Raw genomic sequence first — 21,234 nt, 5'->3', positions numbered from 1 at the left:
TCGGGAACGATATGGAGAGAGGGTGTGTGCAATTCGTGCGTGAGCTGCGAGATTTGATGATCGTCGATCGGTATGGCGTTCTGGTGTTCCGATAATGATCTTTTCCGGAGAACGCCTGAAAATGGATCTTGACGGCTCAGGGGCCCCGGCCGTCACGGCTGCCGACCGGGGCCCCGAAGTCACCGGCCGGACTCCTCCTCGGGGGCGGCTCCCTCGGGTGCGGCTCCCTCGGTGTCGTCCTCGTGCGGCAGGACGTACTGCGCGGTCTTCTTCGCCAGGTGGAGGGGGAGCGGGAGCTTCAGTGTCACGTCGTATTCCGGGGCCCGCCGCAGCTGATGGGTCACGGCGGCCCAGGCCCCCGCCTCGGCCGTCCCCTCCTCCGGCACCGCGAGCACGGCGATCTCCAGCGCCGCGGGGTTCCATGCGTGGGTCCCCGTGTCGATGACCGGATCCGGCTCCCGGTCCTCGTCGCCGTCCTCCGGCTTCTTCCGCACCGGGATCCGGGTCGCGATCTTCGAGGCGGTCTTCACGGCGTGCTTGGCCGTGTGGGGCTTCTCGCCGGTGCTGTAGTGGACGCGGTGGTCGCCGGTGGCGTCCGGGCGGTGCCACAGGCCGCTCGCGAAGCCGTGCTCTTGGGACTCGTCGTCCGGGGCGAACCACTGCGGGGTCTCGTCGGACATGTCGTCGCGCACCCGCACATGGCACAGCCGCTCGCCGTACAGGGAGATGTGCTGGGCCGGGTTGGCTCCGAACTGAAGTGCGTCCGGGATCAGCCGGCCGTTGGTCAGCCACGGCCAGTGCAGCCGCGCGTTCTGGGCGTGGGAGAGCAGCAGGACGTTCCGGTCGCGCAGACTGTAGAGCATCGACCGTACGAACTGCGCCGTCCGCGCCCGCTGCTCCTCCAGGTCGGGGACCCAGGGCGTGGTGCGCCGCTCATCGCCGCTCGTGGCCCCGGCGGCGGGAATCCCCGTGTCCTCGGTCTCCTCCCCCTCCGCTGCCGCCCTGTCCTCCTCCGCTGCCGTCCCGTCTTCCTCCGCTGCCGTCCCGTCGGCGTCCGGGCCCTCGTCGTCGGTGTCATCGATGTCCTCGAACCGCTGGTACGTTCCCGGGACTTCGGCGTGGCGGGCCAGGGAGAGCAGCAGCTTCCGGTAGGGGATCCAGTCCCCGCTCTCCGGATACCATCCCGTGACCGAACCGTCGGCGGCGCTCACCCGCACCGCGACGGGCACGGTCCGGCGGGTGTACGTCGGGCCGTCGGCGCGGCGCTTCACCAGCCACAGCGCGACGTGGTCCAGGTCGTCGGGCACATCGCCGGCACTGTGCTCCGGGACGGTGCACGAGCCCAGTTGCCGGAAGACGTGCGACCAGGTCTGACGGGCGCGGTGAGCGATGTTCTTCCTCGTGGCGGTGCCCCGCTTCGAGCTGGGCACGGTGATGAACTTCGTCAGCCGTCCGGCGTCGGCGTAGCCGAGGCGCGTGGCGAACTTGGGATCCACGATGCCGGGCCGGTAGGAGTCCGGGTGGGCGATCTCGACCACGACCGCCTGGACGTCCGGACGGCCGTCCCGCCCGCACAGCTCGGCGATCTCCCGCCGTCGTGCGCCGATCGCCGAGGCGAGGTGCTTGCGCCGCGGCCGACCGTCCGGGAAGTCGAGCCGGGCGGCGACGAAGGAGGCGTCCTCCAGGTACAGACGCACCTCCAGGTGCGGTGTCGACCACGCGCGCACCGCTCCCGTCCCACCCGCTCCGTCCAGGCCGAGGAGATCCGCCAGCTGCTCGACCAGCGCGTCACGGGTGCGGGGGTTCTGCCATCGCGCCTCCACGACCAGCGGCGCGCCGCCGAGCGTCCGTGCCAGGGCGAGGCGCCGGTCCTGCCGTCGCGCGTGCGTCAACTCCTCCTTCTTGAGCGCCCGTTCCTCCTTCGTCCGGCCCGTCGGGGATTTCGGCAGGTTCCGCGGCAGGACGGGGTGACGGCTGCGGGTGAAGTCGTTCAGGCGGGTGAGACGCGGGGCGAACGCCTCGGCCGCCCAGTCGGTGAGCGGGGAACGGTCGCGCGGCATGAGGCCGGCTCCGACGCCGTGTCCGCCCATGGACGTCGCGTGCACGACACCGATCTGGACGCCGTCCTTCCCCGACATCCAGACGTCAGGGTCCTCCCGCACGGTCGCGGCGTCCGGCAGCCCGTGGGAGAAGCGGAGGCGGCCGAGCATCCCCTCGGGGCCGCCGCGCGCCCACTCGGTCGAGTCGGTGCGGCGGTCGCTGATCATCCGGCTCACCGCCATGCGACCGGTCCCTGGTGCCTGCGCCAACCACGGATCCCGGCCGAGCAGATACGCCGACACCGACCGCCGGAAGGGCATCGGAACGGGACCGCCGGTACGCCATCGGCGCACCCCCGTGGCGACATGGAGGCGGAAGTCGGAGAAGGGCACGGTCTGCACGGTGAGCGCGATGACGAACGAGAACTTCCACCAGGTCCCGTCGTCGTCCTGGTGGTCCCGTGGCGGCCAGGACACGAGCTCCGCCCCCCGCGTGGTCGCGGCGATGCGGAACTCCATCTCGACGCCCTCGAAGCGGTACGGATCCAGCCGGGTGATGTCCTGCGCGAGGGCGTCCGGCAGGAGCTGGTGGACCAGCGCGTCCGGTTCGAAGGTGCCGCCGGGCGTCGTACGGCCCGAGAAGAGGTCCACCTCCTGCGGCTGCCAGCTCAGTTTGGCCACGTCCAGCGACGCGCCGAGTTCCACGGCCCGCTCGGTGATCTCCGGATGTTCCGCGCGTGCGCGGGGCGGGTGCAGGTCGCGGATCCAGGAGTGGATCAACTGGCGCATGACGGGAACCGGCAGCGGGTCGTACGCGTACAGCCAGGGGGCGTCGTCGTGCAGTGTGGCCTTGCGGGCCACGCACAGGAGTTGGGGAGCCACCGCGCGGATGACCTCGTTCAGGCGGCGGACCGGTACCTGGTTGATCTTCTGCGGTTCGCGTCTGCCGATCCGGTAGAAGTCCAGCACTTCCCTGCGCCAGGCGGCGGGGAACGCGAGACCGTACGGCCGGCGGACGAACTCGGCGCCGCGGACGCGTTCGAAGGCCGCGAGCCGGATCGTGGAGTAGGAGGGCATGGCAAATCCCTTCGTGTTCTCGTGTGACGGGCCCTGTCCGCGGCTCAGCCGCGCGGGTCCGGGCCGGAGGGGACGAGTCCGGTGAGGGCGGCGTGCAAGGGCTCGTACAGGGCTTTGACGAGCGCCCGGTCGAGCGCGGTCACCGGAGTACCGTCGGCGGTGGTGGCGTCTCCCGGCGACGGGGCGAGGTACGGGTCCAGCACGTGCCGCATGGCGAGGAGCAGACTGGTGTGCCAGGTGTCCGGCAGCTTCTTGCGCGCGGCCGCCCGGGTGGCGAACGGGGCGTCCACGAAGACGACCCGGGCCGGGACACCGCCGCGTACGAGCCGGCCGATGACCTGCCAGATGACGACGAGCTGGTCCCAGGTGAACGAGATCTTCTCCTCCTCGTTCAGCCGGCTCCAGGCCGGCGGATGGTTGAGGAGATACCGCCAGCGCGCGCGGGCCCGGGTCCGGAACTCCGCCCCGGCCTCGTCAAGACCCGGCTGTGCGCGGACGAACTCCGCGAAGCTGCCGTCCCGTTGCATACGCGCCACCCAGTCGTTCACGGCCTGCACGGCCAGGGCGATGTCGTCGGGGCGCGGGTGGGGCCGGGCCAGGAAGAACACCGAGCCGATCGCGGCGACTCCCCGGTCGAGGATGTTGTGGCCGCGTTCGACGGCGAGGAGGGGCGCGACGAGGATCTGCGTCCCGGTCGAGGCGAAGTTCGCCACGTCACCGCGGCGCAGGGTCACCACCGCCCCGCCGTCGGGCCCCGTGTCCGGGCCCGAGTGCCACTCGTGCTCCTGTTCCGCGTCGTCGGAGATCAGGCGGCACACCTTCCCGGCCCAGCGCGGGATGCGGTTGAGGATGTCCGCCGCGCGGCGCGCCTCGTCGTAGGAGCCGGTGAGGACGAGGAGCCGGCCGCGCCGCTCGTCGTCGTCCAGGGCGGCGAGTTCCCGCTCGAACACACTGGGCTTGCCGTCGGCGGAGCGGCGGGCCAGTTGGTCCAGCATGTGTTCGAGAGCGAGGGGACGCAGATGGGGCTTGGCGCCGGACAGCCTGAGCGGCCTGCCGTCGGGACCGGTCAGGAAACATGTGCGGAACACCGTCCGCTTGATGGCCTCACGCTCCGCGGGCGGGGGCTTGAGCAGTGCGCCGACCTCGGTGAGCACATGGAAGCGGGTGGACCGGCCGGCCCAGCTGGTCCCCGACATGAGCAGCACGTTCGGCCCGGGGAGGCCGTCGGCGAGGGTGAGGTCGGGCAGGTGCAGGAGCAGTTCGCGGCCGCTGCCCGCACAGCGGAAGAAGCGCAGTTCGCCGCTGCGCAGCCGGCCCAGGCCCGCGTTCTCGGGGAGGAACTGGAAGCCGAGGATGTTGCCCATGGGGGATTCGGGGACCAGCGGACGGTAGTCCTCCGGCGGACGCCGGGACAGGACGTTGCTGGACGCCTCGAAGTTGAGGGCGGCCTCGATCCGCGGCCACATCTCGGTCAGCTGGTCGAGCCGGGTGTGCAGGGCGGACAGGAGCAGGGTGAACTCGAAGCGCAGCACCTGCTCCGAGACGCTGCTCCGCGCCCTGGACACGGCATCGCCCGCCAGCGCGAGCAGTTCCCGCTCGACGAGGCGGCGGGCGTTGCGGGGGCGCATGGTGTGCAGGAGCTGGCGGGTGAGCCGCACCAGTGCGTCGGCCCGGGGGTCGTCGTGCTCCCGGTCGCCGAGCGGGTCGTCCCGGAACGCGTCGAGGACGGTCACGACCCCGTCGCGGCCCGTGCCGCCCGCCGCGCCCTCCGGGCCCGGGACGTCCGGCTTCCGGGCCCCGGCCGCCTCCGCCTCGTCGTCCTCGTCGGCGATCCGGCCGATCTCCTCGTCCCATTCGGGGGTGGGGCGGTCGGGGGTGTCGGCGGCGTCGGTGTCGGCGTCGGACGGGCTGCCGAACCATTCCGCGACCAGTTTGTACTGGAGGGTCCAGGAGCTGAAGTAGTCGGACTCGACCCATGAGCGCAGGCTCTTGTGGCGCAGCAGCATGTGATAGATGCGGTCGGCGGCGACCGTCACCGTGTGCAGGGCGGCGGTCCACTGCATGACGATGGAGTCGGACAACTGGATGCGCCCGCCCCGCGCCAGCTCGTCGATCTTGTGCCGGTGGATCTCGTCGAGCCACGAGTTGGGCGCGCGCCCCGTGAGCACGGCGGCGGGGGCGAACATGGTGTCGAGCTGCATCTGCACCCGGTCGGCCTCGTCGACGATGATCACATCGCTTCTGCGGCAGGCGAGTTCGAGGAAGCGGACGCGCTCCTCGTTCTGGTGGGCGGGCACGGCGCTGTGCACCAGCGCCGCGGGGGTGGCGATCCAGATGTCCGCCGTGACCAGCTCGCGGGTGCCGTGATGACGCGGGCACCTGTTCCACAGGGGGCAGCCATGGCGCTTGCGCAGGTTCGGCGTCTGGCCGTGCTCCGACTCGTCGACGGCCAGGGCGGTCAGCGGGCGCCGGGGCGGGCGCCGCTTCGGCGGGAACAGCTGGGTGCAGGGCGCGTCGCGGTGGGCGAGCGGCTCCGCCGCCTCCACTCCGCGCAGTGCGTCGAGGGGGCAGGCGGTGCTGAGGTAGTCGAAGCTCAGCGCGTCGTGGGTGAGCAGGGACGTCCCGTCGTCCTGGGCGGCCAGGCGGCGGTGGGTGCGCTGGAGATGCTGTTCTCGTGTGGTCGCTCCCAGCACGGGGGCGGCCCGGAGACCGAGCGCGGAGAACAGCGACGTCAGGTGCAGGGCTTCGGCGACGTCACCCACGACCAGGGTGACCCGCTTGTCATGGGTGGCGGCCCAGACCGCGAGGATGTCGCGAAGCGTGCTCTTCCCGGCCCCGACCATCCCGAGGAGATGGAGCATCCGGTCGATCCGCAGCATCCTCCTCTCCGGCGCGAAGTCGTCCGATCCGGTGTCCCGGACGAACAGTTCGACCCTCTCCAGCCTGCGGCGCCAGTCGCCCCCGTCGGGATTCCCGGGTCCGCGCAGCTTCTCCTCCATCCGCACGGCGGTCGCGACGAGTTCGTCCCAGGGGACCTCCAGGGGCTTGCCGTCCGAGGCCGCGGCTCGTCCGAGGGCATGCCCGGCGCTCTCCTCGGCGGGCAGTTCCTCGGGGAGCACCACCGAGGTCCACGCCTGGCCCTCCAGGAAGCGCCAGCCGCCGGGTTCGGCCGGTGGCAGTGTCCGTGTCCGGTACGGCGGGGCGTCGGCGAGCGCGCGGGCGTAGACGGCCCATCGGCCGTGCGCGACCGACACGTTCCGGCGCCGGGGCGGGGCGTCCCCGCTGTCGAGGTCGTATCCGCGCAGCTCGGGCGGGAGGGACAGATAGGCGTCGAGGGACTGGGCCCAGATCCGGCGCCGCCGCAGGGGCCACAGCAGATGCCGTCCGATCCGCAGCATGCGCTGCTCCTCGGGCGTGCGGGCGTGGCCGAGCGCCGAGGCGAAGGGATACCCGCCGAAGAGGGTCCACCCGGCCTGGGCGGGATGGCCCGGCAGCAGGCGCTCCACCAGGTGGAGCCCCAACTCGACCTCGCACAGCCGGGACGCGCCCAGCTCCGGATCGGCGTCGTCCGCGAAGTGGGGAAGAAACTCCGGGATGAGATCGCCGCGCCACTGCTCGCGGTCACGCATGGTCGTCCTCCGGTCGGTCGTCGTCCACGGCTCCGCCGCGGGCCTCTTCGAGAGCGGCGCGCACCCTCGTCATGAACTGCCGGTGGCTGACCACGGTCGTGCGACGCCGCACGCCGGGGTCCATGAAGCGGCGGACCACGGCCACGTAGTCCCGGCGCAGGGCTGTCCTGTGGTCGGGGACGACGAGGAAGGCCCGGTCGTGCGGTGGCCTGTCCGGCAGGAGCAGGGCGTTGCGTCCGAGCAGCGCCGGATTCGCCCAGTCCTTGACGTCCACGGCCCACACCCGTCCGTCCGGCAGGGTGATCCGCAGGTCGTACGCGTCGTAGTCCGGCCACAGCTCGGGGGTGAGGCCGAGGCGTGTCAGAGCCCGCTCCAGGCGCAGCTCGGCGAAGCCCGGGGCGGTGACGAACAGGCGCAGCGGCCTGGTGAGCAGCAGTACTCCACCGCCCTCGGCCTCCGCGTACGCGTGGCCCACGGGAGCGTCCCCCTTGTGCCGGCAGCGCGCGTTCTCGCACCACCAGCCACCGTCGCGCATCGGCGCGAGCAGGGTCCGGCAGCGTCGGCACAAGGTGAACCGGCCGCCCCGTACCCAGCCGACCGGGGCGGGCAGGTAGATCTGCCGGAGGAGCCCGTCCAGTGGGGTGAAGGCCGGTTCCAGCGAGATCTCGGCGGCCTTGTCCCGGGTGAGCACGGGGTGTTCGACGAGCAGGCGCCGGAAGGCGACATAGCTCACCGGGGCGTTCGCGAGGCGGCAGCGGTCCATCGCCAGGGCGATCAGGGCGCGGTCGATCTGTTCGGTGGCCGAGTCCGGCCGGTCCACGGCCCACTCGTAGCACAGGTCGGTGGGGACGCAGGCGTCCTTGTCGATCAGTCTGTCCTCCGGGGCCGCCAGACCGTCGGGGAGGTCGAGCGGCCATTCCGTCACGGGGCGCCGCCGGCACCAGATGAGCAGGTCGCTGACGCTCAGGGGCGGATCGGCGCCGCGCAGCAGACAGGCCAGCGCGGTGCGGTCGAGGGCCCGTTGCGCCTCGGCCGGATACGGGAGGGTGAAGGTGCCCAGCCCGGTCAGGGCGTCCAGGTCGAGGACGGCGGTCGCCACGGTGCGCAGCAGGGTGAGTCCGTCGTGCGGGACGAGGGGGGAGCGGGCGGCGCCCGCGGCGGTGGGCGTCACCGCGGCTCCCCGAAGGCAGCCGCACCCGAGGACGGTGGTACGGCCGGGCACCAGCGGGCCACCTCGCAGCGGGCGCAGTGCTTCCCCGGCTTCGGCTCCGAGGCGGTGTCCCGGTGCCACGGGGCGGCGAGGCCGTGGATCACCCGCCGGGCGGTGGCGACCCGGTCGGCCTGGCGGGGCGAGACGAGTTCCAGGTCGGAACCGGTCGGCCGCAGGACCTCCACCTCGACGCGCGAGCGGCGCACGTCGCCGCCGAACACGCCCTGTGCCAGCAGCACCAGGGCGAGCGCCGCCTGCGGGTACCGCTCCAGGACGTCCTCGTCACCCCGCGGCGCGCGGTATCTGGTGCTCTTGATCTCCCGCCACACCACCGCTCCGCCGCTGCGGTAGACGAGATCGGGCTTGGCGACGAGCACGACGTCGGCCTCCGGGTCCTGGAAGGCGATGAGCCGTTCCGCGACCACCGGCGCCTCCGGATCGGCGTGCCGCAGCGGGCACACGGCGGCATGGCGGCCGATCAGCCGGGCCCCGAGTTCGGCGTCGGCGCCGGTCAGGTGCCAGCCGTCGGCCTCCCAGTCCGTCGGGTCGGCGGGCGCGTCGGCGGGTGTGCAGGGGCGCCGGGGCGTCCGCTCGTGCAGGCGCTGGAGCCACGCGTGCACGGCGTGCCCCCGTGTCACGTGGCGGTCGTGCTCGAGGTTCTCGTCGTACGGCAGATGGAGGCGCCGCAGATGCTCCTGGGCCGGGCACTTCGCGTACCGGCGCAGATCCGTGACGGACAGGGTGCGGCGGGGGCGGGAGACATCCGTGATGCCGAGGACGCCGGGGGCACGCGGCAGGTCGGGGCAGGAGGCGGTCAGCCGGCAGGCCGCGCAGCCGGGCCCCGGTCGCCGGTGCACGGCGTCGACGGTGGCCCGCAGCCGGGGTGCGGCGAGCCGGCGGTACGCGGCCTCCGCCTCCTCGGGAGTCCCGTCGAACAGCGGTTCACCGACCGAGCCGTCCAGGCACCCGATCTCCACGACCCGGATCCGCCGGGGCGCGGTGACGTCCTGCACCTCGTGCTCGTCCCCCCACCGGGCGGGCTCCGCCGCACGGCCGCCGCAGGCGGCGACGTACGCCGCCATGGCGGTCTCCGCCGGATCCCGCCCGGCCCGTGGGCGTCCCCCGCGGCGCACCGACCCGAACCTGAGGAGCCGCAGCTCGCACACCGTCCGCTCGCGGTCGGCGTAGCACCGTCCCCACGCCCGGAGTTCGTACACCGTGCGACCGCCACCGGAGCCGGCCGGTGTACGCGTCTGCCTGACCCAGTATTTGTGGTCGGGCAGCAACCGCCCTTCCGGATCCAGCGATTCCGCCGCGGCCAGGTACCGCGCCGCGGCATGCTCGGCGAAGCGCTCCAGGCCCGGGTGGGACGGGCGCACCCGGGCCGGATCGTCGCGGATCCGGCCGAACTCCAGGAGATCGAGCCTGCGCATCACGGGGGCGAGGGCGAACGTCTCCAGGTCGTCCGGCTTGTAGGGAGTGCGGTGCGCGGCTCGGAGACGGGGCCGGGCCTTGACGGCGCGCAGCGTGGGGCAGTCCTCCGCCCCCTCCTTCGCGCCTCCGGCGAACACCCTGATCAGGCGGGGGTCACCGGTGAGTCCTTCGGGCAGCGGCCAGTCGGTCACTCTCTCTCCTCATCTGTTCCCCCTGTGAACAACATTCACGGGATGCTACTCACTGCTACCATCCGTGTACGGACGTTCCGTCAGATCCCAGGCACAGGGCGGTTCTCAGGTGGGTTCGCAGAACGATGTCATCGCCGGGCAGTACCACCTGGTGAACCGGCTGGGGTACGGCGGGATGGGCGAGGTGTATCTGGCCCAGGACCTGAACCTCGCCCGGCAGGTGGCGGTCAAGCTGCTGCTCCCGAACAACGTCGAACGGGAGGAGCGCCGTCACCGGGACCGCTTCAGACGTGAGGCCAGGACGACGGGCACACTCGGCCGTTCCCGGCACTTCCCCCAGGTGCACGCCTTCGGCGAGCACGAGGGCGAGCCCTTCCTCGTCATGGAGTTCATCGAGGGCCCCACCCTGGAGGAGCTGGCCGAGCAGCATCACCCGCTGCCGTTCCGCGGCGTCATCGCGATCCTGGCCCAGCTCGCCACCGCCCTCGCCTCGCTGCACGACGCCGGACTCGTGCACCGTGACCTCAAGCCGTCCAACGTCATGATCGCGCCGGGCGGCGTCGTCAAGGTGATGGATCTCGGCATCGTCGCCCACACCGATCCCTTCAGGACGCGTATCACCACCACGGGCGGCGCGGCCCCGGGCACCGTCGCCTATGCGGCCCCCGAGCAGGTGACCGAGGGGCGCGCGGAGCCGCGCAGCGACCTCTACTCGCTCGGCTGCATCGTCTTCGAACTCGTCACCGGGGAGTACCTCTTCACCGCGGAGACCGCGTACGCGATGGCCCGCTGCCACGCCGACGAGCCGCCGCGCAGGATCGCGGACGTACGCCCGCAGACACCGCCGTGGCTGGCCGAGACCGTCGACCGGCTGCTGTGCAAGAACCCGGATCTGCGGCCGGGCGACGCGCGGGCGCTGTTCGACCTGGTCCGGCCGCACCTGGCGGTCCTCGAATCGGCCGGCTGCCCCGGACTCGGGGACTACGACCCGACCCTGCCGTGGGTGCGGCCGTGCTCTCCGCCGCCCCTGCCGAAGACGTCCCCGTCGGACGTGCGACGTCGGCAGGGCTCCGACCTCGACGACCTGGCACGCCGCCAGAAGCGCACCACGGAACTGCGGCGGGACGACCTCTCCCGCATCCGCGCCGAGGCCGGCACCTTCGCGAGGGACGGCGATCTGCGCGGGGCCGTCCAGCTGATCGACCAGTGCCTCGACAGCGCGGTGGCCCGCTTCGGCCGTATCGAGTCGGGTGTCGTACGGCTGCGCATCGACCGCGCCGCACTGCTGCGCGAGGAGGGACTGCCGCGGGACGCGTACTCCGCGTACACCGAGGTACGCCCCGATGCCGTACGGGCCTTCGGGGAGCCGAGTCCGGAGGTCCGGGAGATCGACGACGGCATCGAACGGTGCGCGGAGGACGGCGGGCCGCACTGACCGGGACGACCCGAGCCGGGCGGAGGTGTCCGCCGGACCGCGCGGGACCCGGCCGCCCGGCAGAACGCCGGTACGCTTCACGTCTTCCCCGAGGGACACGGCGGGACGCAGGGAGACAGGCGTGGCAGAAGAACCGACCACGGTGACGGCCACCGGAATCGCCAGGATCGCCGGTGTCGGCCGGCCCGCGGTGAGCAACTGGCGCCGCCGCCACCAGGACTTCCCCCGGCCGGTCGCCGGGACGTCCGCCAGTCCCGCCTTCGACCTGCGTGAAGTGGAGCAATGGCTCGACCGGCAGGGAAAGCTCCGCCCCCTCGCACCGCTCGGCCGCCTCACCCGGTGCGCCGAGACGTTCGGCGCGGCAGGACGGCCCGCGGAGGCCCTCGCCCTGGCCGGGCTGGCACTGCTGACCGCACCCGCCGAGACGCCCACCCCGGCCCGGCTCGGCGACGCGGTACGGGCGGTCGTGTCGCCCCGGCATGCCGGCCTGCTCCTGACCGGGCTGCCCGCCGTCTGGTCGGCGGCCCAGCGGGAACTCCTGGAAGCCGCCCGGCTGGTGGCGTACGAGGAGGATCGTGTCCGCGTCCTGGAGCACCTCCACGTGTGGTACGCGACGGCCCGGGGCACGGCAGGGCCGACGGACGTCCCCACCGCCCTGGCCGGTCTGATGCTGGACCTCACCGGTCCGGCGGACTCGGTCCTCGACAGCGCCTGCGGAACCGGTACGTTCCTGCGTCCCGCCCTTGAGGGGAGTCCGCCCGGCAGCCCACCACGGATCCTGGGACAGGACCGCCGTCCCGAGTACGTGCGCATCGCGCTCCTTCGCCTTCTGCTGCTTCGCTCGCGAGCCGGAGCCGGAGCCGGAGCCGGAGCCGGAGTCGATCCGGAGGCCGACGGACGGCTGCGTCTGGGGGTGGGCGGTCCGTTCCCGGAGGACGCCTTCGCCGAAGAGACGGTCGACGCCGTCGTCGGCGGTCCTCCGCCGGACGGCCTCCAGGACTGGACCCAGGACCGGTTCGCCCTTGACTCCCGGTGGCTGTACGGGGGTCCTCCGCCGCGCTCCGAGCCGGAACTCGCCTGGACGCAGCAGGTGTTGGCGCGCCTCAGGCCCGGCGGCCGGGCCGCCCTGCTCATGCCCGCGGCCGTGGCCGGACGGTCCACGGGGCGCCGGATCCGCGGCGAGCTCGTCCGGCGCGGTGTGCTCCGGGCCGTCGTCGGACTGCCCCCGACGACGGCGGTCGGGAACAGCAACGGCGCCCACCTGTGGGTACTGCAACGTCCGGAAGCAGCCGGTGTCCCGGACGCGGCGGTGCTGCTGGTGACCGGCGAGGCCGTGCGCGGAGACCGGCACGCGTCGCCGGGCGATCCCTTCGACGTGCTCCGTCGACGAGTCAGGGACCTCTGGGCCGGTCACCGCACCGGGCACGGGGCATCGGGCACCGAGGGGGTCATCGCCCGACGCGTACCGCGGGCCGAGCTGCTCGACGAGGACGCCGACCTCACTCCGCGGCGTCATGTGCCGGGGCAGGGCGGGGCGTACGCGCTCGACGCCGTGCTGAGGATGCCCGCCGCGCTGGAGGCCAGACTCGCGGCGCTCCGCGTCGCGTTGCCCCGGCCGGACCGCGCTCCTCGGCCCGAGCCGGAGGACGTGTCCACGGCGACGCTGGGAGAGCTCTCGCGGACCGGAGCCCTCACCCTGCACCGCCATCCGGCCCGTGCCGCGGGCCACGAATCTCCCGGCACCGACCGGCTGGAGCCGGCCCTCACAGGACAGGACGTCGCCGCCGGACGACCCGCGAGCGGATCCCTTCCCGTACGCACCGGCACGGAGCCGGCTGCCCGGGTACAGGCCCACGACATTCTCGTCCCGTCGCTCGCCGGAGACCTGGTGGCCAAGGTCGCGACGGAGGAGCAGATCGGGGCCCGGCTCGGCCCCGGCGTCCATGCCGTACGCGTCGACCCGGACCTGCTCGACCCGTGGTTCGTGGCGGGTGCCGTCACCCACCCCGACAACGCGGCGAGAGCCGCGCGTCCGTCCGTCACCGCGAGCGGTGCCCTGCGTATCGACGTGAAACGGCTGCGCCTTCCGCTCCTGCCGGTCGACGTGCAACGCCGCCGGGGCAGCGTGCTGCGCGGTCTCGACCGGTGGGGGGCGGAGCTGACGCGTACCGCCGAGGCCGGACAGGCGCTCGCCCGCGCCTTCACCGCGGCTCTGATTGACGGAAAGCTCGCGGCGCCGGACGACTGATCCGGTCGCGCGAGAGAGCTGAGTCGCGCGGGAGGGCTGAGTCGCGCGAGAGGGCTGAGTCGCGCGGGACGGCTGACCGGACCGGGTCATGCCGGGGTGGCGTTCTGCTGTGACTCCGGGACGGTGTCGAGATCCACGGCGTACATGGGCCGTTCGTCGATTCCGAGCAGGCGCATCAGCTCGGCCGTCGGGATCCGGTACTGGCGTCCGACCCGCATGATGGAGCAGGGGAACGTGCCCTCGTAGACGAGCCGGTACGCGGTTCCCCGGCAGATGCCGAGCGCTCGTGCGGCCGTCCGCAGATCCACCGTGACCGGCAGTTCGAAGATCTCGGTGAAGCCGAGCTGACGTGACAGCGCCTGCTTCATGCCTGCCTCGCCCCGCGCCGGAGCGCCAAGGTGCCGATCTGCCGCCTCCGGTCGCACGGTGCCCCGCGGTACGAGCCGGGGCGCGCTTCCAGGTGCCCGGTCAGTTTGCCGAGCATCTCCTTCCGCGCCTGCTGCGAGGCGATCCGGAAACGGAGCGGCGCGTGCAGCTCGGCCCGTTCCGGACGGAGGATCTCCAGCGCGAAGTCCTCCCGCCCGCACGGGTCCGCCGCCGGTCCGTCCGGCGCGGTCTGCTCGTCGTCGTCCGCGATGTTCTCCGGCAGGGTGCAGGGAATCTCCCGCAGCCCTGCGCGAGCGAGGCGCCACCCGCTGCTGCGTGCCGCACCGAGCCAGGCCCGGAGCGGGGGCGGTGATCCGGACTCCCCGCTCCGCAGCCCCTCCAGCAGGGCGAGTGCCATCTCGGACTCCACGTCGGACCGGTCGACACCCAGCCGCGTGCTGATGCGCCAGACGGTGCCGGTGAGCTGCGGCAGGGCCAGCCAGATGACCAGGAGCCGCCAGGGACCGCCCGGTGCGGTCTCGGCGCGCGCCGCGCCCAGGGCCTCCTGCCAGATCGAGGAGGCCAGGGCCGGGACGGCCGCCGGCCCGTACAGGGCCTCACGGGCTTCGGCGGGGGAGAGCGGGACCGGGGCCTCGCCTTCCTCCGTGCGGACACACAGACGTGCCTCCTCCGCCGCGCGGGGATTCTCGAAGTGCCGGGTGACCGCGGCGAACAGGCCGCCGGGGGCGATAAGGGCCATGGAACGTCCTCTCTGGGCCCGCGGACCGACGCCGGGGCCAGGTGAACAGAGGCCGGGTGGTGGGCGCGGACGCCCGACCGCTCATCCCCGAAAAAGGGGCAAAGCGGTCATGAGTCCCACCTGCCTCAGAATTACACACGCGTGCTGTCGTGTCGGGTCCTCGGCCGAGTGGCGGAGCGGCCGGCCCGTACGTGTACCGGGCCGGCTCGGAGGACGGGCGGCGTGCTCCCGGGCGCGGGGCGCCCGCCCGCAGGCGGGCGCCCCGCTGGGCTGTGGAGCGGACCGCCTCAGTCCGTCTTGGCCGGTGGTGCCTCGTGCGGCGCCGCGGTCTGCGGCGCCGCGAGGCTCTCGGGCCGCACGGTGCGGCCGGTGCGCCGCGGGGTGGGCGGGAAGCCGCCGGACCGCCTGAGGTGGCTGGGGAGGTGTTTCTTCATGGCAATCGATCCTTTCGGACGAAGACGGAGCCGGTATCGCCCTGTCCGGCGAGCGGCTGACGCCATCGTGCCGGGACGGCGGGGTCCGCCGCGGCACCGGATCTGACGAAAACCTGACGCGGGTCTGAAGCGGTGGAGCGTGTCGACGAGCGCCCAAGTGCGCCCGAATGCAGGAGTGTTCTCGTCATGGCTGCTGCTTCGGTGCGTGAGGGAGGACAGGCAGTGGAGGCGCGTGTACTCGGCCTGATCAGTGTCAGGGGATCGAACGGAAAGGGGATCTGTGGGGTGAAGAAGGCGACCGCGCTGTTCGGACTGCTGGTGACATCGCCGCAGTACCGCTGTACCACCGACGAGATCGCCGAGCACCTCTGGCCCGGCCAGGAGTGCCCGCGAGAACGGGTGTACAAGGTCGCCTCGTTGCTGAGGGGCGTGCTGGGGGATGAGGTCCTCCCCGATCTGAGATCGAGCGTCTGTGTGATGAACCTTCCGGAAGGAAGTGTCGATCTGCTCCGCTTCCGCGAAGGGGTGCGGAAGGCCGCTCACCTCAAGTGGCCGGAGAAATTCGCGCAGTTGTGCACGGCCCTGGCGGAGTGGCAGGACGACGAACCGCTGCGCGGGCTGCCGGAGGAAACGTTCGGCGGACGCAGGGCCGAGCTGCGGGAGGAGCTGATGGCCGCCGTCTGCGACCGGATGGAGGCCGCACTGCGGGCCGGCGAAGACACATGGCTTCGCATGGAAACGAAGAAATGGTATGAGCGCATGCCGGAACGGTCCCGGATCTTCGGGTTCTATCTGATCGCCCACGGACAGGCGATGGCGAGAGGGGTACTGGAGAGGCTGATCGACAAATGGGAGGCGGCCCACGGGAAGACGGAACAGGACCCGGAACTCCAGGAGATCGTCGACGAACTGCGTTCCACCCCGCGGCGTTCACGCGGTACCTCTCTTCGTCGTGTCCCGGACCAGCTCCCCGCGGGCAAGCACCGTCCTTTCGGGCGTGCCGGACTCATCGATGAACTCGCCGGGGTGGCCCGGACGCGGCAGGAGGCGGAAAGGCCGACGCTGATCGTGCTCAGCGGAATGGCCGGCGTCGGAAAGAGCCTGGTGGCGTACCGGCTCGGGGCGGTCCTCCGGGAAAGGTTCCCGGACGGCGCCCTCTACGCGAACCTCCGCGGGTTCGCGGGCGCCGAAGTGCGGCCCGCCGAACCGGAACACGTCCTGGACGGATTCCTGGCCGAGTTCCCGCCCTATTCGGGAGCGGCGGGAATCGAGGCGAAGAGCGCGGCGCTGCGTTCGGTCCTGGCGGACAAGTCGGTGCTCATCGTGCTGGACGACGCGGTGGACGTGGCCCAGGTGCGTCCGCTGCTGCCCGGGAACGGCACCAGCGCGGTGATCGTCACGAGCCGTAACACGCTCAGGGGTCTGGGCGCCGGACAGGACCCGTACTTCCGCAAGGTCGATCTCCTGGACGACGAGTCCGCCGCCGCCATCCTCCGGGAGAAGCTCCCGAAGGGCGACCCGAGAGGCCGTGAGCCGCTCATCCGTGCCCTGGTCGAGCTGTGCGGCCGGCACCCGCTCGCTCTCACCGTGATCGCCCGGCGCCTGGAGAACCGGTCGGTCCGGGGCACGAGCGACCTTGTGCGGGATCTCCGGGAGGAGAAGGAGAAGCTGGGTGTTCTGCACCTGCCCGAGGAGGAGTTGTCCGTCCGGATGGCGTTGGCCTGTTCCATCCGCGCGCTGTCCCCGGCCGCCCGTCGGCTGCTCCGGCGACTCGCCGTGCACCCCGGCCCGAGCGCCGGCTGGGACGCCGTGATGGACCTCGGTCCGGCCGGCGACGCACTGCGCCCCGACCACGCCCTGGAGGAACTGGTGGCGGCCAGCCTGGTGGAACTCCGGGCCGACCGCTACAGCCTGCACGATCTGGTGCGCGCCTTCGCACGCCACGAGGTGGACCCCGAAGCCGACGGCGTCCCGGAGGACTTCGAGGACGCGACCGTACGGCGGGTGCTGGACCACCAGTTGCACAACGTCCACGCCTGTGACCGCCGCCTCCATGAGCAGCGGGCACTTCCCGTGGGTGACCCCGCCGGGGTGAGAGTGTTCGAGCCGGTGGACCTCGAACAGGCGCTGGCCGTGCTGGACGACGAGTACGACACCGTGCAGCTCGGTATTCAACTGGCCCACCGGAAAGGGCTGGAGCGCTACGTCTGGCTGCTGCCGATGGCTCTCGTCACCTATCAGTGGTCGCGCCGCCGCCTGGACGACGCGTTGCGAGGGCTGACGCTGGCGCGGGAGGTGGCGGAGAAGGTGGCCGAGCCCGCTCAGTGCGCCATGGTGCACCGGATGCTGGCCGGGACCTACTGGCGGCAGGAGCAGTTCGAGCGGGCGGCGGGCCATCTGTTCCGGGCCGTCCGGCTGAGCAAGGAGGACGACACCGAGACCGGCAGACTGAGCCTGGCGCATTCCCTGCACACGCTCGCGCTCACGTTGCGCAAGCAGGGGGACGGAACGGCGGCGGAGGAGCATCACCGGCAAGCCCTGGAGCTGTACCGGGCGCTGGGCGACCGCAGCGGGGAAGCGGCGGCGCTGAACGGCATCGGTACCCTCCACCGCGACCGCGGGGAGTACGACGAAGGGCTCCGCGCCTGTGGCGAGGCGCTGCGCATCGCGGAGGGGACGACGGACCGGAGGTGCGGGGCGGACGCCCTGTACACCCTCGCCCAGATCCACCTCTCCAGGTCGGAGGGGGAGGAGGCGCTCAGGCTGCTCCGGCGGGCCTGCGGAATTCTGTGTGACCTCGAACACTGGCACGACGAGGCCAAGCTCCTGTGGCTCTGTGCCGATGTCCTGGTGGCGGCAGGCCGCTCACCCGAGGCCGTCGAGGCGCTGGAACGCGTCCTCGTGCTGCGCGAACTGATGGGCGGCCACGACACCCAGGAAGTACGGGACCGACTGGAAGAGCTGCGGTGAGGGCTTGTGCCCCGGGGGAACAGGCATACTCGGTCCCGGCGTGAGCGACGGTCGGCCGATCAGGGAGGTACCGCGGTGTCCGAGGACCCGTCCGGCGGCATACCGCGCGCACGGTCGTCGTCCGTGCGGCCGGAGCCGGAGCCGGAGCCGGAGCCGGTACCCGTGCCCGTGCCGTGCCGGGTCGTGGTCTGCCGGGACTGCTGCTGCGGTACGCCCAAGGTGACCGGCGTCGACCACGCGGCGCAGACCGCGCGGCTGCGGGCCGGGGTGCCGGTGCGGATCTCCGCGTGCCTGGACGTGTGCGATCAGGCCAATGTGGTCGTCGTGCAGCCGTCGGCCGCGGGCCGGGCGGCCGGGGCGCGGCCGGTCTGGCTGGGGCTGGTCAATGACCCGGAGGCCACGGAGGACATCGTCGGCTGGGTGCGGGCCGGTGGCCCGGGGGTGGCCCCGCTGCCGGACATCCTGGAGCTGTACGCGTTCGACCCGCCCGGACGAGGAGTGGGCAAACGCCCCCCGGGCCGGCTCAACCGGCCCTAGGATGGCGGCGGTTCGCCCGCGCGTTCGGCGGATGGACCGCGTGTACGACAACTGCATAGGGGCGCGTGACTGGGGGAAGCCGGTGGGAGTCCGGCGCTGACCTGCAACCGTGTGCGGCCGGTGGGCCGCGAGTCGGGACACCCGGGGCGCGCCGTGAACCGCTTCCCCCTGTCATGGTCCGCAGCGCGAAGCCGAGAGTCCTGCCCGAGGCGGCGGCGGTGTCCGGCCCGCCCGCTCGGTGACGGGGCTGCGGGCCGCCCACATCCAGGAAGGCTCCCGCCGTGCAGCACACCTTCGGCACCTCACGCGCCTCGCTCGCCTCCCGTACCCGCATACGCCGTACGCTCATCGCCTCCGCCGCCCTCGGCGTGGCCCTGGCCGCCGCGCCGGCCACCGCCCAGGCCCACGGCGCACCGGGCGCCCACGGCGCGTACGGCACGAACGCCCCGGTCAGGGTGACGCTGACCGTGCAGGGCCCCGACGGGCCGCTGTTCCACGGGAAGGTCTGGACCCGCGGCCACGACGTCACCACGGCGACGGGCGGTACGCACAGATGCGACGGGACGAACGGGAGCGCCCACGCCTCCGCCGTGCCGACGCCCACCGCCGCCCTCGACGACGCCGCCCGCAAGCGGCACTTCGGCTGGGACGGCGCCTGGTACGCGTCGTTCGACGACTACTCGGTCGACAGCATCAAGAACGTCAGCGGCGGCGGCTCGGCGTACTGGAACATCTCCGTCAACGGCACACCCACCCCGGTGGGCGGCTGCCAGTTCGAGCTGAACGCGGGGGACACGGTGGCGTTCACCTGGACGGCCTTCTGACGGACGCCCGCCGCCCGGCGGCCGGGGGAGCGCCGCTCCTCCGGCCGGTCCGGCGCCCCGGCGGAGGCCCGCTCCGGCGGGAATCCGGTACGGCTCCACCCGTGGCACTGGATTTACTAGGACGTCCAACTATATTCTGGGGGCGTAGGCCCGCGGTGCAGGGAAGCCGGTGTGATTCCGGCACGGTCCCGCCACTGTGACCGGGGAGTACGCCGTCGAGCAGGACGCCACTGACGAGCTGGATGTCGGGAAGGCGGACGGCGCGCGCTGATCCGGGAGTCAGGATACCGGCCGCGGGATGTTCCGTGTGGTCCACGAGGATGGAGCTGACACGCATGGCACCGGTGCGTTTCCACGATCCCGGCGAGCTGCGCCGCGGGGGTTCCCCGCATTCCGCCACCGGCCTCACCCGCCCCGGCCCGACGGCCTGACGGTCCGGCGTCCTCAGCGTTCCGCGCCGACCACCCTCGCGCACGCCCGCGTACCTGAGCGGGCCGTGCGCCGGTCGCGCGCGCCGTCCTGGATCACCCCCACCTGACGAGAGCAGGCACCCATGATCCGTCCGAACCACCCCGCCGGTGTACGGGAACTGACCCACTTCATCGGCGGTGAGAACGTCCCGGGCACCTCGGGGGCCCTGGGCGACGTGTACGACCCCAACACCGGAGAGGTCCAGGCCCGGGTACCGCTGGCGGACCGGGCCGAGACCGAGGCGGCGGTCACCGTCGCCGCCGAGGCGCAGCGCGCCTGGGGCGAGTGGAACCCGCAGCGCCGCGCCCGGGTCATGCTGCGCTTCCTCCAGCTCGTCGAGCAGGAGAAGGACGACCTGGCCCGGCTGCTCTCCGCCGAGCACGGCAAGACCGTCGCCGACGCCCACGGCGACCTCCAGCGCGGCCTGGAGGTCGTCGAGTTCGCCGCCGGGATCCCGCACCTGCTCAAGGGCGAGTTCACCGACAACGCGGGCACCGGCATCGATGTGCACTCGCTGCGCTCGCCGCTCGGCGTGGTCGCCGGCATCACCCCGTTCAACTTCCCCGCCATGATCCCGCTCTGGAAGGCCGCCCCCGCCCTGGCCTGCGGAAACGCCTATGTCCTCAAGCCGTCCGAGCGGGCACCCTCGGTGCCGCTGCGGCTCGCCGAACTCTTCCTGGAGGCGGGCCTGCCGCCGGGCGTCCTCAATGTCGTCAACGGCGCCCGGGAAGCCGTCGACACCCTGCTGGAGGATCCCCGCGTGGCCGCCCTCGGCTTCGTCGGCTCCACCCCGGTCGCCGCGCACGTCTACGCCACCGCCGCCGCCCACGGCAAGCGCGCCCAGTGCTTCGGCGGCGCCAAGAACCACATGATCGTGATGCCGGACGCCGACCTCGACCAGGCCGTGGAGGCGCTGGTCGGCGCCGGGTACGGCTCGGCGGGCGAGCGCTGCATGGCCATCTCGGTCGCCGTGCCGGTCGGCGAGGAGACCGCCGACGCCCTGGTCGCCCGGCTCAAGGAGCGCATCGGCACCCTGCGCATCGGCCGCAGCGACGACCCCGAGGCCGACTTCGGCCCGCTGGTCGCCCGGGACGCGGTGGAGCGCGTACGGTCCTACGTCGACCTCGGGGTGGAGGAGGGCGCCGAACTCGTCGTGGATGGACGGGACTTCGTGCTCCCCGGGCACGAGAACGGCTTCTTCGCCGGGGCCTCCCTCTTCGACCGGGTCACCCCGGACATGCGTATCCACCAGGAGGAGATCTTCGGTCCCGTCCTGTCCGTGGTCCGCGCGGCCGACTACGAGGAGGCGCTGCGCCTGCCCAGCGAGCACGCCTTCGGCAACGGCGTGGCGATCTTCACCCGCGACGGGGACACCGCCCGCGACTTCACCCGGCGGGTGAACACCGGCATGGTCGGCGTCAACGTGCCCATCCCGGTCCCGGTCGCCTATCACACCTTCGGCGGCTGGAAGCGCTCCGGCTTCGGCGACCTCAACCAGCACGGACCGGACGCCGTCCGCTTCTACACCCGTACCAAGACCGTCACGTCCCGCTGGCCCGCCGGGCTGCGCGAGGGCGCGAGCTTCACCATTCCCACGATGGGCTGAGCG

The 21,234-nt window shown here is 72.6% G+C and carries 13 protein-coding genes and 2 riboswitches; of the genes, 6 read left to right on the top strand and 7 right to left on the bottom strand.

Annotated elements, in window-relative coordinates:
• Nucleotides 1-179: 179 nt before the first annotated feature.
• Genes B086_RS0100895 through B086_RS38855 form a run of 4 tightly spaced genes read right to left on the bottom strand, consistent with a single transcriptional unit; the run spans nt 180 to nt 9,580 of the window.
• Nucleotides 180-3,116: a pPIWI_RE module domain-containing protein gene (locus B086_RS0100895; protein ID WP_018564535.1), complete on the bottom strand. Its 2,937-nt coding sequence runs from the start codon at nt 3,114-3,116 to the stop codon at nt 180-182.
• A gap of 44 nt (nt 3,117-3,160) precedes the next feature.
• Entirely contained in the window at nt 3,161-6,745 is a 3,585-nt protein-coding gene (locus B086_RS0100890; protein WP_018564534.1) for a hypothetical protein, read from the bottom strand.
• On the bottom strand, nt 6,738-7,916 hold the full coding sequence (locus tag B086_RS38860) for an HU-CCDC81 and SPOR domain-containing protein (RefSeq protein ID WP_018564533.1): 1,179 nt from the start codon (nt 7,914-7,916) through the stop codon (nt 6,738-6,740). Before B086_RS38860 ends, B086_RS0100890 begins: the two co-directional genes overlap by 8 nt.
• Entirely contained in the window at nt 7,913-9,580 is a 1,668-nt protein-coding gene (locus B086_RS38855; protein WP_018564532.1) for a PD-(D/E)XK nuclease family protein, read from the bottom strand. The genes B086_RS38860 and B086_RS38855 overlap by 4 nt, the downstream gene beginning before the upstream one ends.
• A gap of 109 nt (nt 9,581-9,689) precedes the next feature.
• Between B086_RS38855 and B086_RS38850 the strand changes: the two genes are divergently transcribed.
• On the top strand, nt 9,690-11,015 hold the full coding sequence (locus tag B086_RS38850) for a serine/threonine-protein kinase (protein ID WP_018564531.1): 1,326 nt from the start codon (nt 9,690-9,692) through the stop codon (nt 11,013-11,015).
• Nucleotides 11,016-11,136: 121 nt separating this feature from the next.
• Nucleotides 11,137-13,263 carry an N-6 DNA methylase gene (locus tag B086_RS38845; protein WP_158690339.1) on the top strand — a complete coding sequence of 709 codons (2,127 nt, stop codon included), beginning with the start codon at nt 11,137-11,139 and terminating at the stop codon, nt 13,261-13,263.
• Between the two features lie 86 nt (nt 13,264-13,349).
• On the opposite strand, the gene B086_RS0100865 is transcribed toward B086_RS38845, so the two are convergent.
• The 3 genes from B086_RS0100865 to B086_RS44425 all read right to left on the bottom strand — a co-directional run bounded on the left by B086_RS0100865 (nt 13,350) and on the right by B086_RS44425 (nt 14,823).
• Complete coding sequence (locus tag B086_RS0100865) at nt 13,350-13,631, bottom strand: helix-turn-helix domain-containing protein (protein ID WP_018564529.1); 282 nt, start codon at nt 13,629-13,631, stop codon at nt 13,350-13,352.
• Entirely contained in the window at nt 13,628-14,389 is a 762-nt protein-coding gene (locus tag B086_RS0100860) for a hypothetical protein (protein WP_018564528.1), read from the bottom strand. Before B086_RS0100860 ends, B086_RS0100865 begins: the two co-directional genes overlap by 4 nt.
• Nucleotides 14,390-14,676: 287 nt before the next feature.
• The gene (locus B086_RS44425; RefSeq protein WP_018564527.1) at nt 14,677-14,823 is read right to left on the bottom strand and encodes a hypothetical protein; all 147 of its coding nucleotides are present in this window, start codon (nt 14,821-14,823) and stop codon (nt 14,677-14,679) included.
• A gap of 285 nt (nt 14,824-15,108) precedes the next feature.
• Between B086_RS44425 and B086_RS0100850 the strand changes: the two genes are divergently transcribed.
• The 4 genes from B086_RS0100850 (at nt 15,109) to B086_RS0100830 (ending at nt 21,231) form a co-directional block, all read left to right on the top strand.
• Nucleotides 15,109-17,793 (top strand): AfsR/SARP family transcriptional regulator, encoded by a 2,685-nt coding sequence (locus B086_RS0100850; RefSeq protein WP_018564526.1) that lies wholly within the window; start codon nt 15,109-15,111, stop codon nt 17,791-17,793.
• Nucleotides 17,794-17,916: 123 nt separating this feature from the next.
• Nucleotides 17,917-18,330 (top strand): hypothetical protein, encoded by a 414-nt coding sequence (locus B086_RS38840; protein WP_086024141.1) that lies wholly within the window; start codon nt 17,917-17,919, stop codon nt 18,328-18,330.
• 72 nt (nt 18,331-18,402) lie between these two features.
• Nucleotides 18,403-18,473, top strand: a riboswitch (cobalamin riboswitch).
• A 138-nt stretch (nt 18,474-18,611) separates the two neighbouring features.
• Nucleotides 18,612-19,154, top strand: a complete 543-nt coding sequence (locus B086_RS0100840) for a DUF4430 domain-containing protein (protein WP_018564524.1) — start codon at nt 18,612-18,614, stop codon at nt 19,152-19,154.
• A gap of 160 nt (nt 19,155-19,314) precedes the next feature.
• A riboswitch (cobalamin riboswitch) is annotated at nt 19,315-19,443 on the top strand.
• 264 nt (nt 19,444-19,707) lie between these two features.
• Nucleotides 19,708-21,231: a CoA-acylating methylmalonate-semialdehyde dehydrogenase gene (locus B086_RS0100830; protein WP_018564522.1), complete on the top strand. Its 1,524-nt coding sequence runs from the start codon at nt 19,708-19,710 to the stop codon at nt 21,229-21,231.
• The last annotated feature ends 3 nt before the right edge of the window (nt 21,232-21,234 follow it).

Source organism: Streptomyces sp. PsTaAH-124, assembly GCF_000373685.1.
Taxonomy (GTDB): Bacteria; Actinomycetota; Actinomycetes; order Streptomycetales; family Streptomycetaceae; genus Streptomyces; species Streptomyces andamanensis.
This window is presented reverse-complemented; position numbering and strand designations above follow the sequence as displayed.

What these genes read in the sequence shown, in the direction of transcription:
- B086_RS0100895 (WP_018564535.1), bottom strand. Translation starts at nt 3,116, where the DNA reads ATGCCCTCCTACTCCACGATCCGGCTCGCGGCCTTCGAACGCGTCCGC.
- B086_RS0100890 (WP_018564534.1), bottom strand. Translation starts at nt 6,745, where the DNA reads ATGCGTGACCGCGAGCAGTGGCGCGGCGATCTCATCCCGGAGTTTCTT.
- B086_RS0100865 (WP_018564529.1), bottom strand. Translation starts at nt 13,631, where the DNA reads ATGAAGCAGGCGCTGTCACGTCAGCTCGGCTTCACCGAGATCTTCGAA.
- B086_RS0100860 (WP_018564528.1), bottom strand. Translation starts at nt 14,389, where the DNA reads ATGGCCCTTATCGCCCCCGGCGGCCTGTTCGCCGCGGTCACCCGGCAC.
- B086_RS44425 (WP_018564527.1), bottom strand. Translation starts at nt 14,823, where the DNA reads ATGAAGAAACACCTCCCCAGCCACCTCAGGCGGTCCGGCGGCTTCCCG.
- B086_RS0100830 (WP_018564522.1), top strand. Translation starts at nt 19,708, where the DNA reads ATGATCCGTCCGAACCACCCCGCCGGTGTACGGGAACTGACCCACTTC.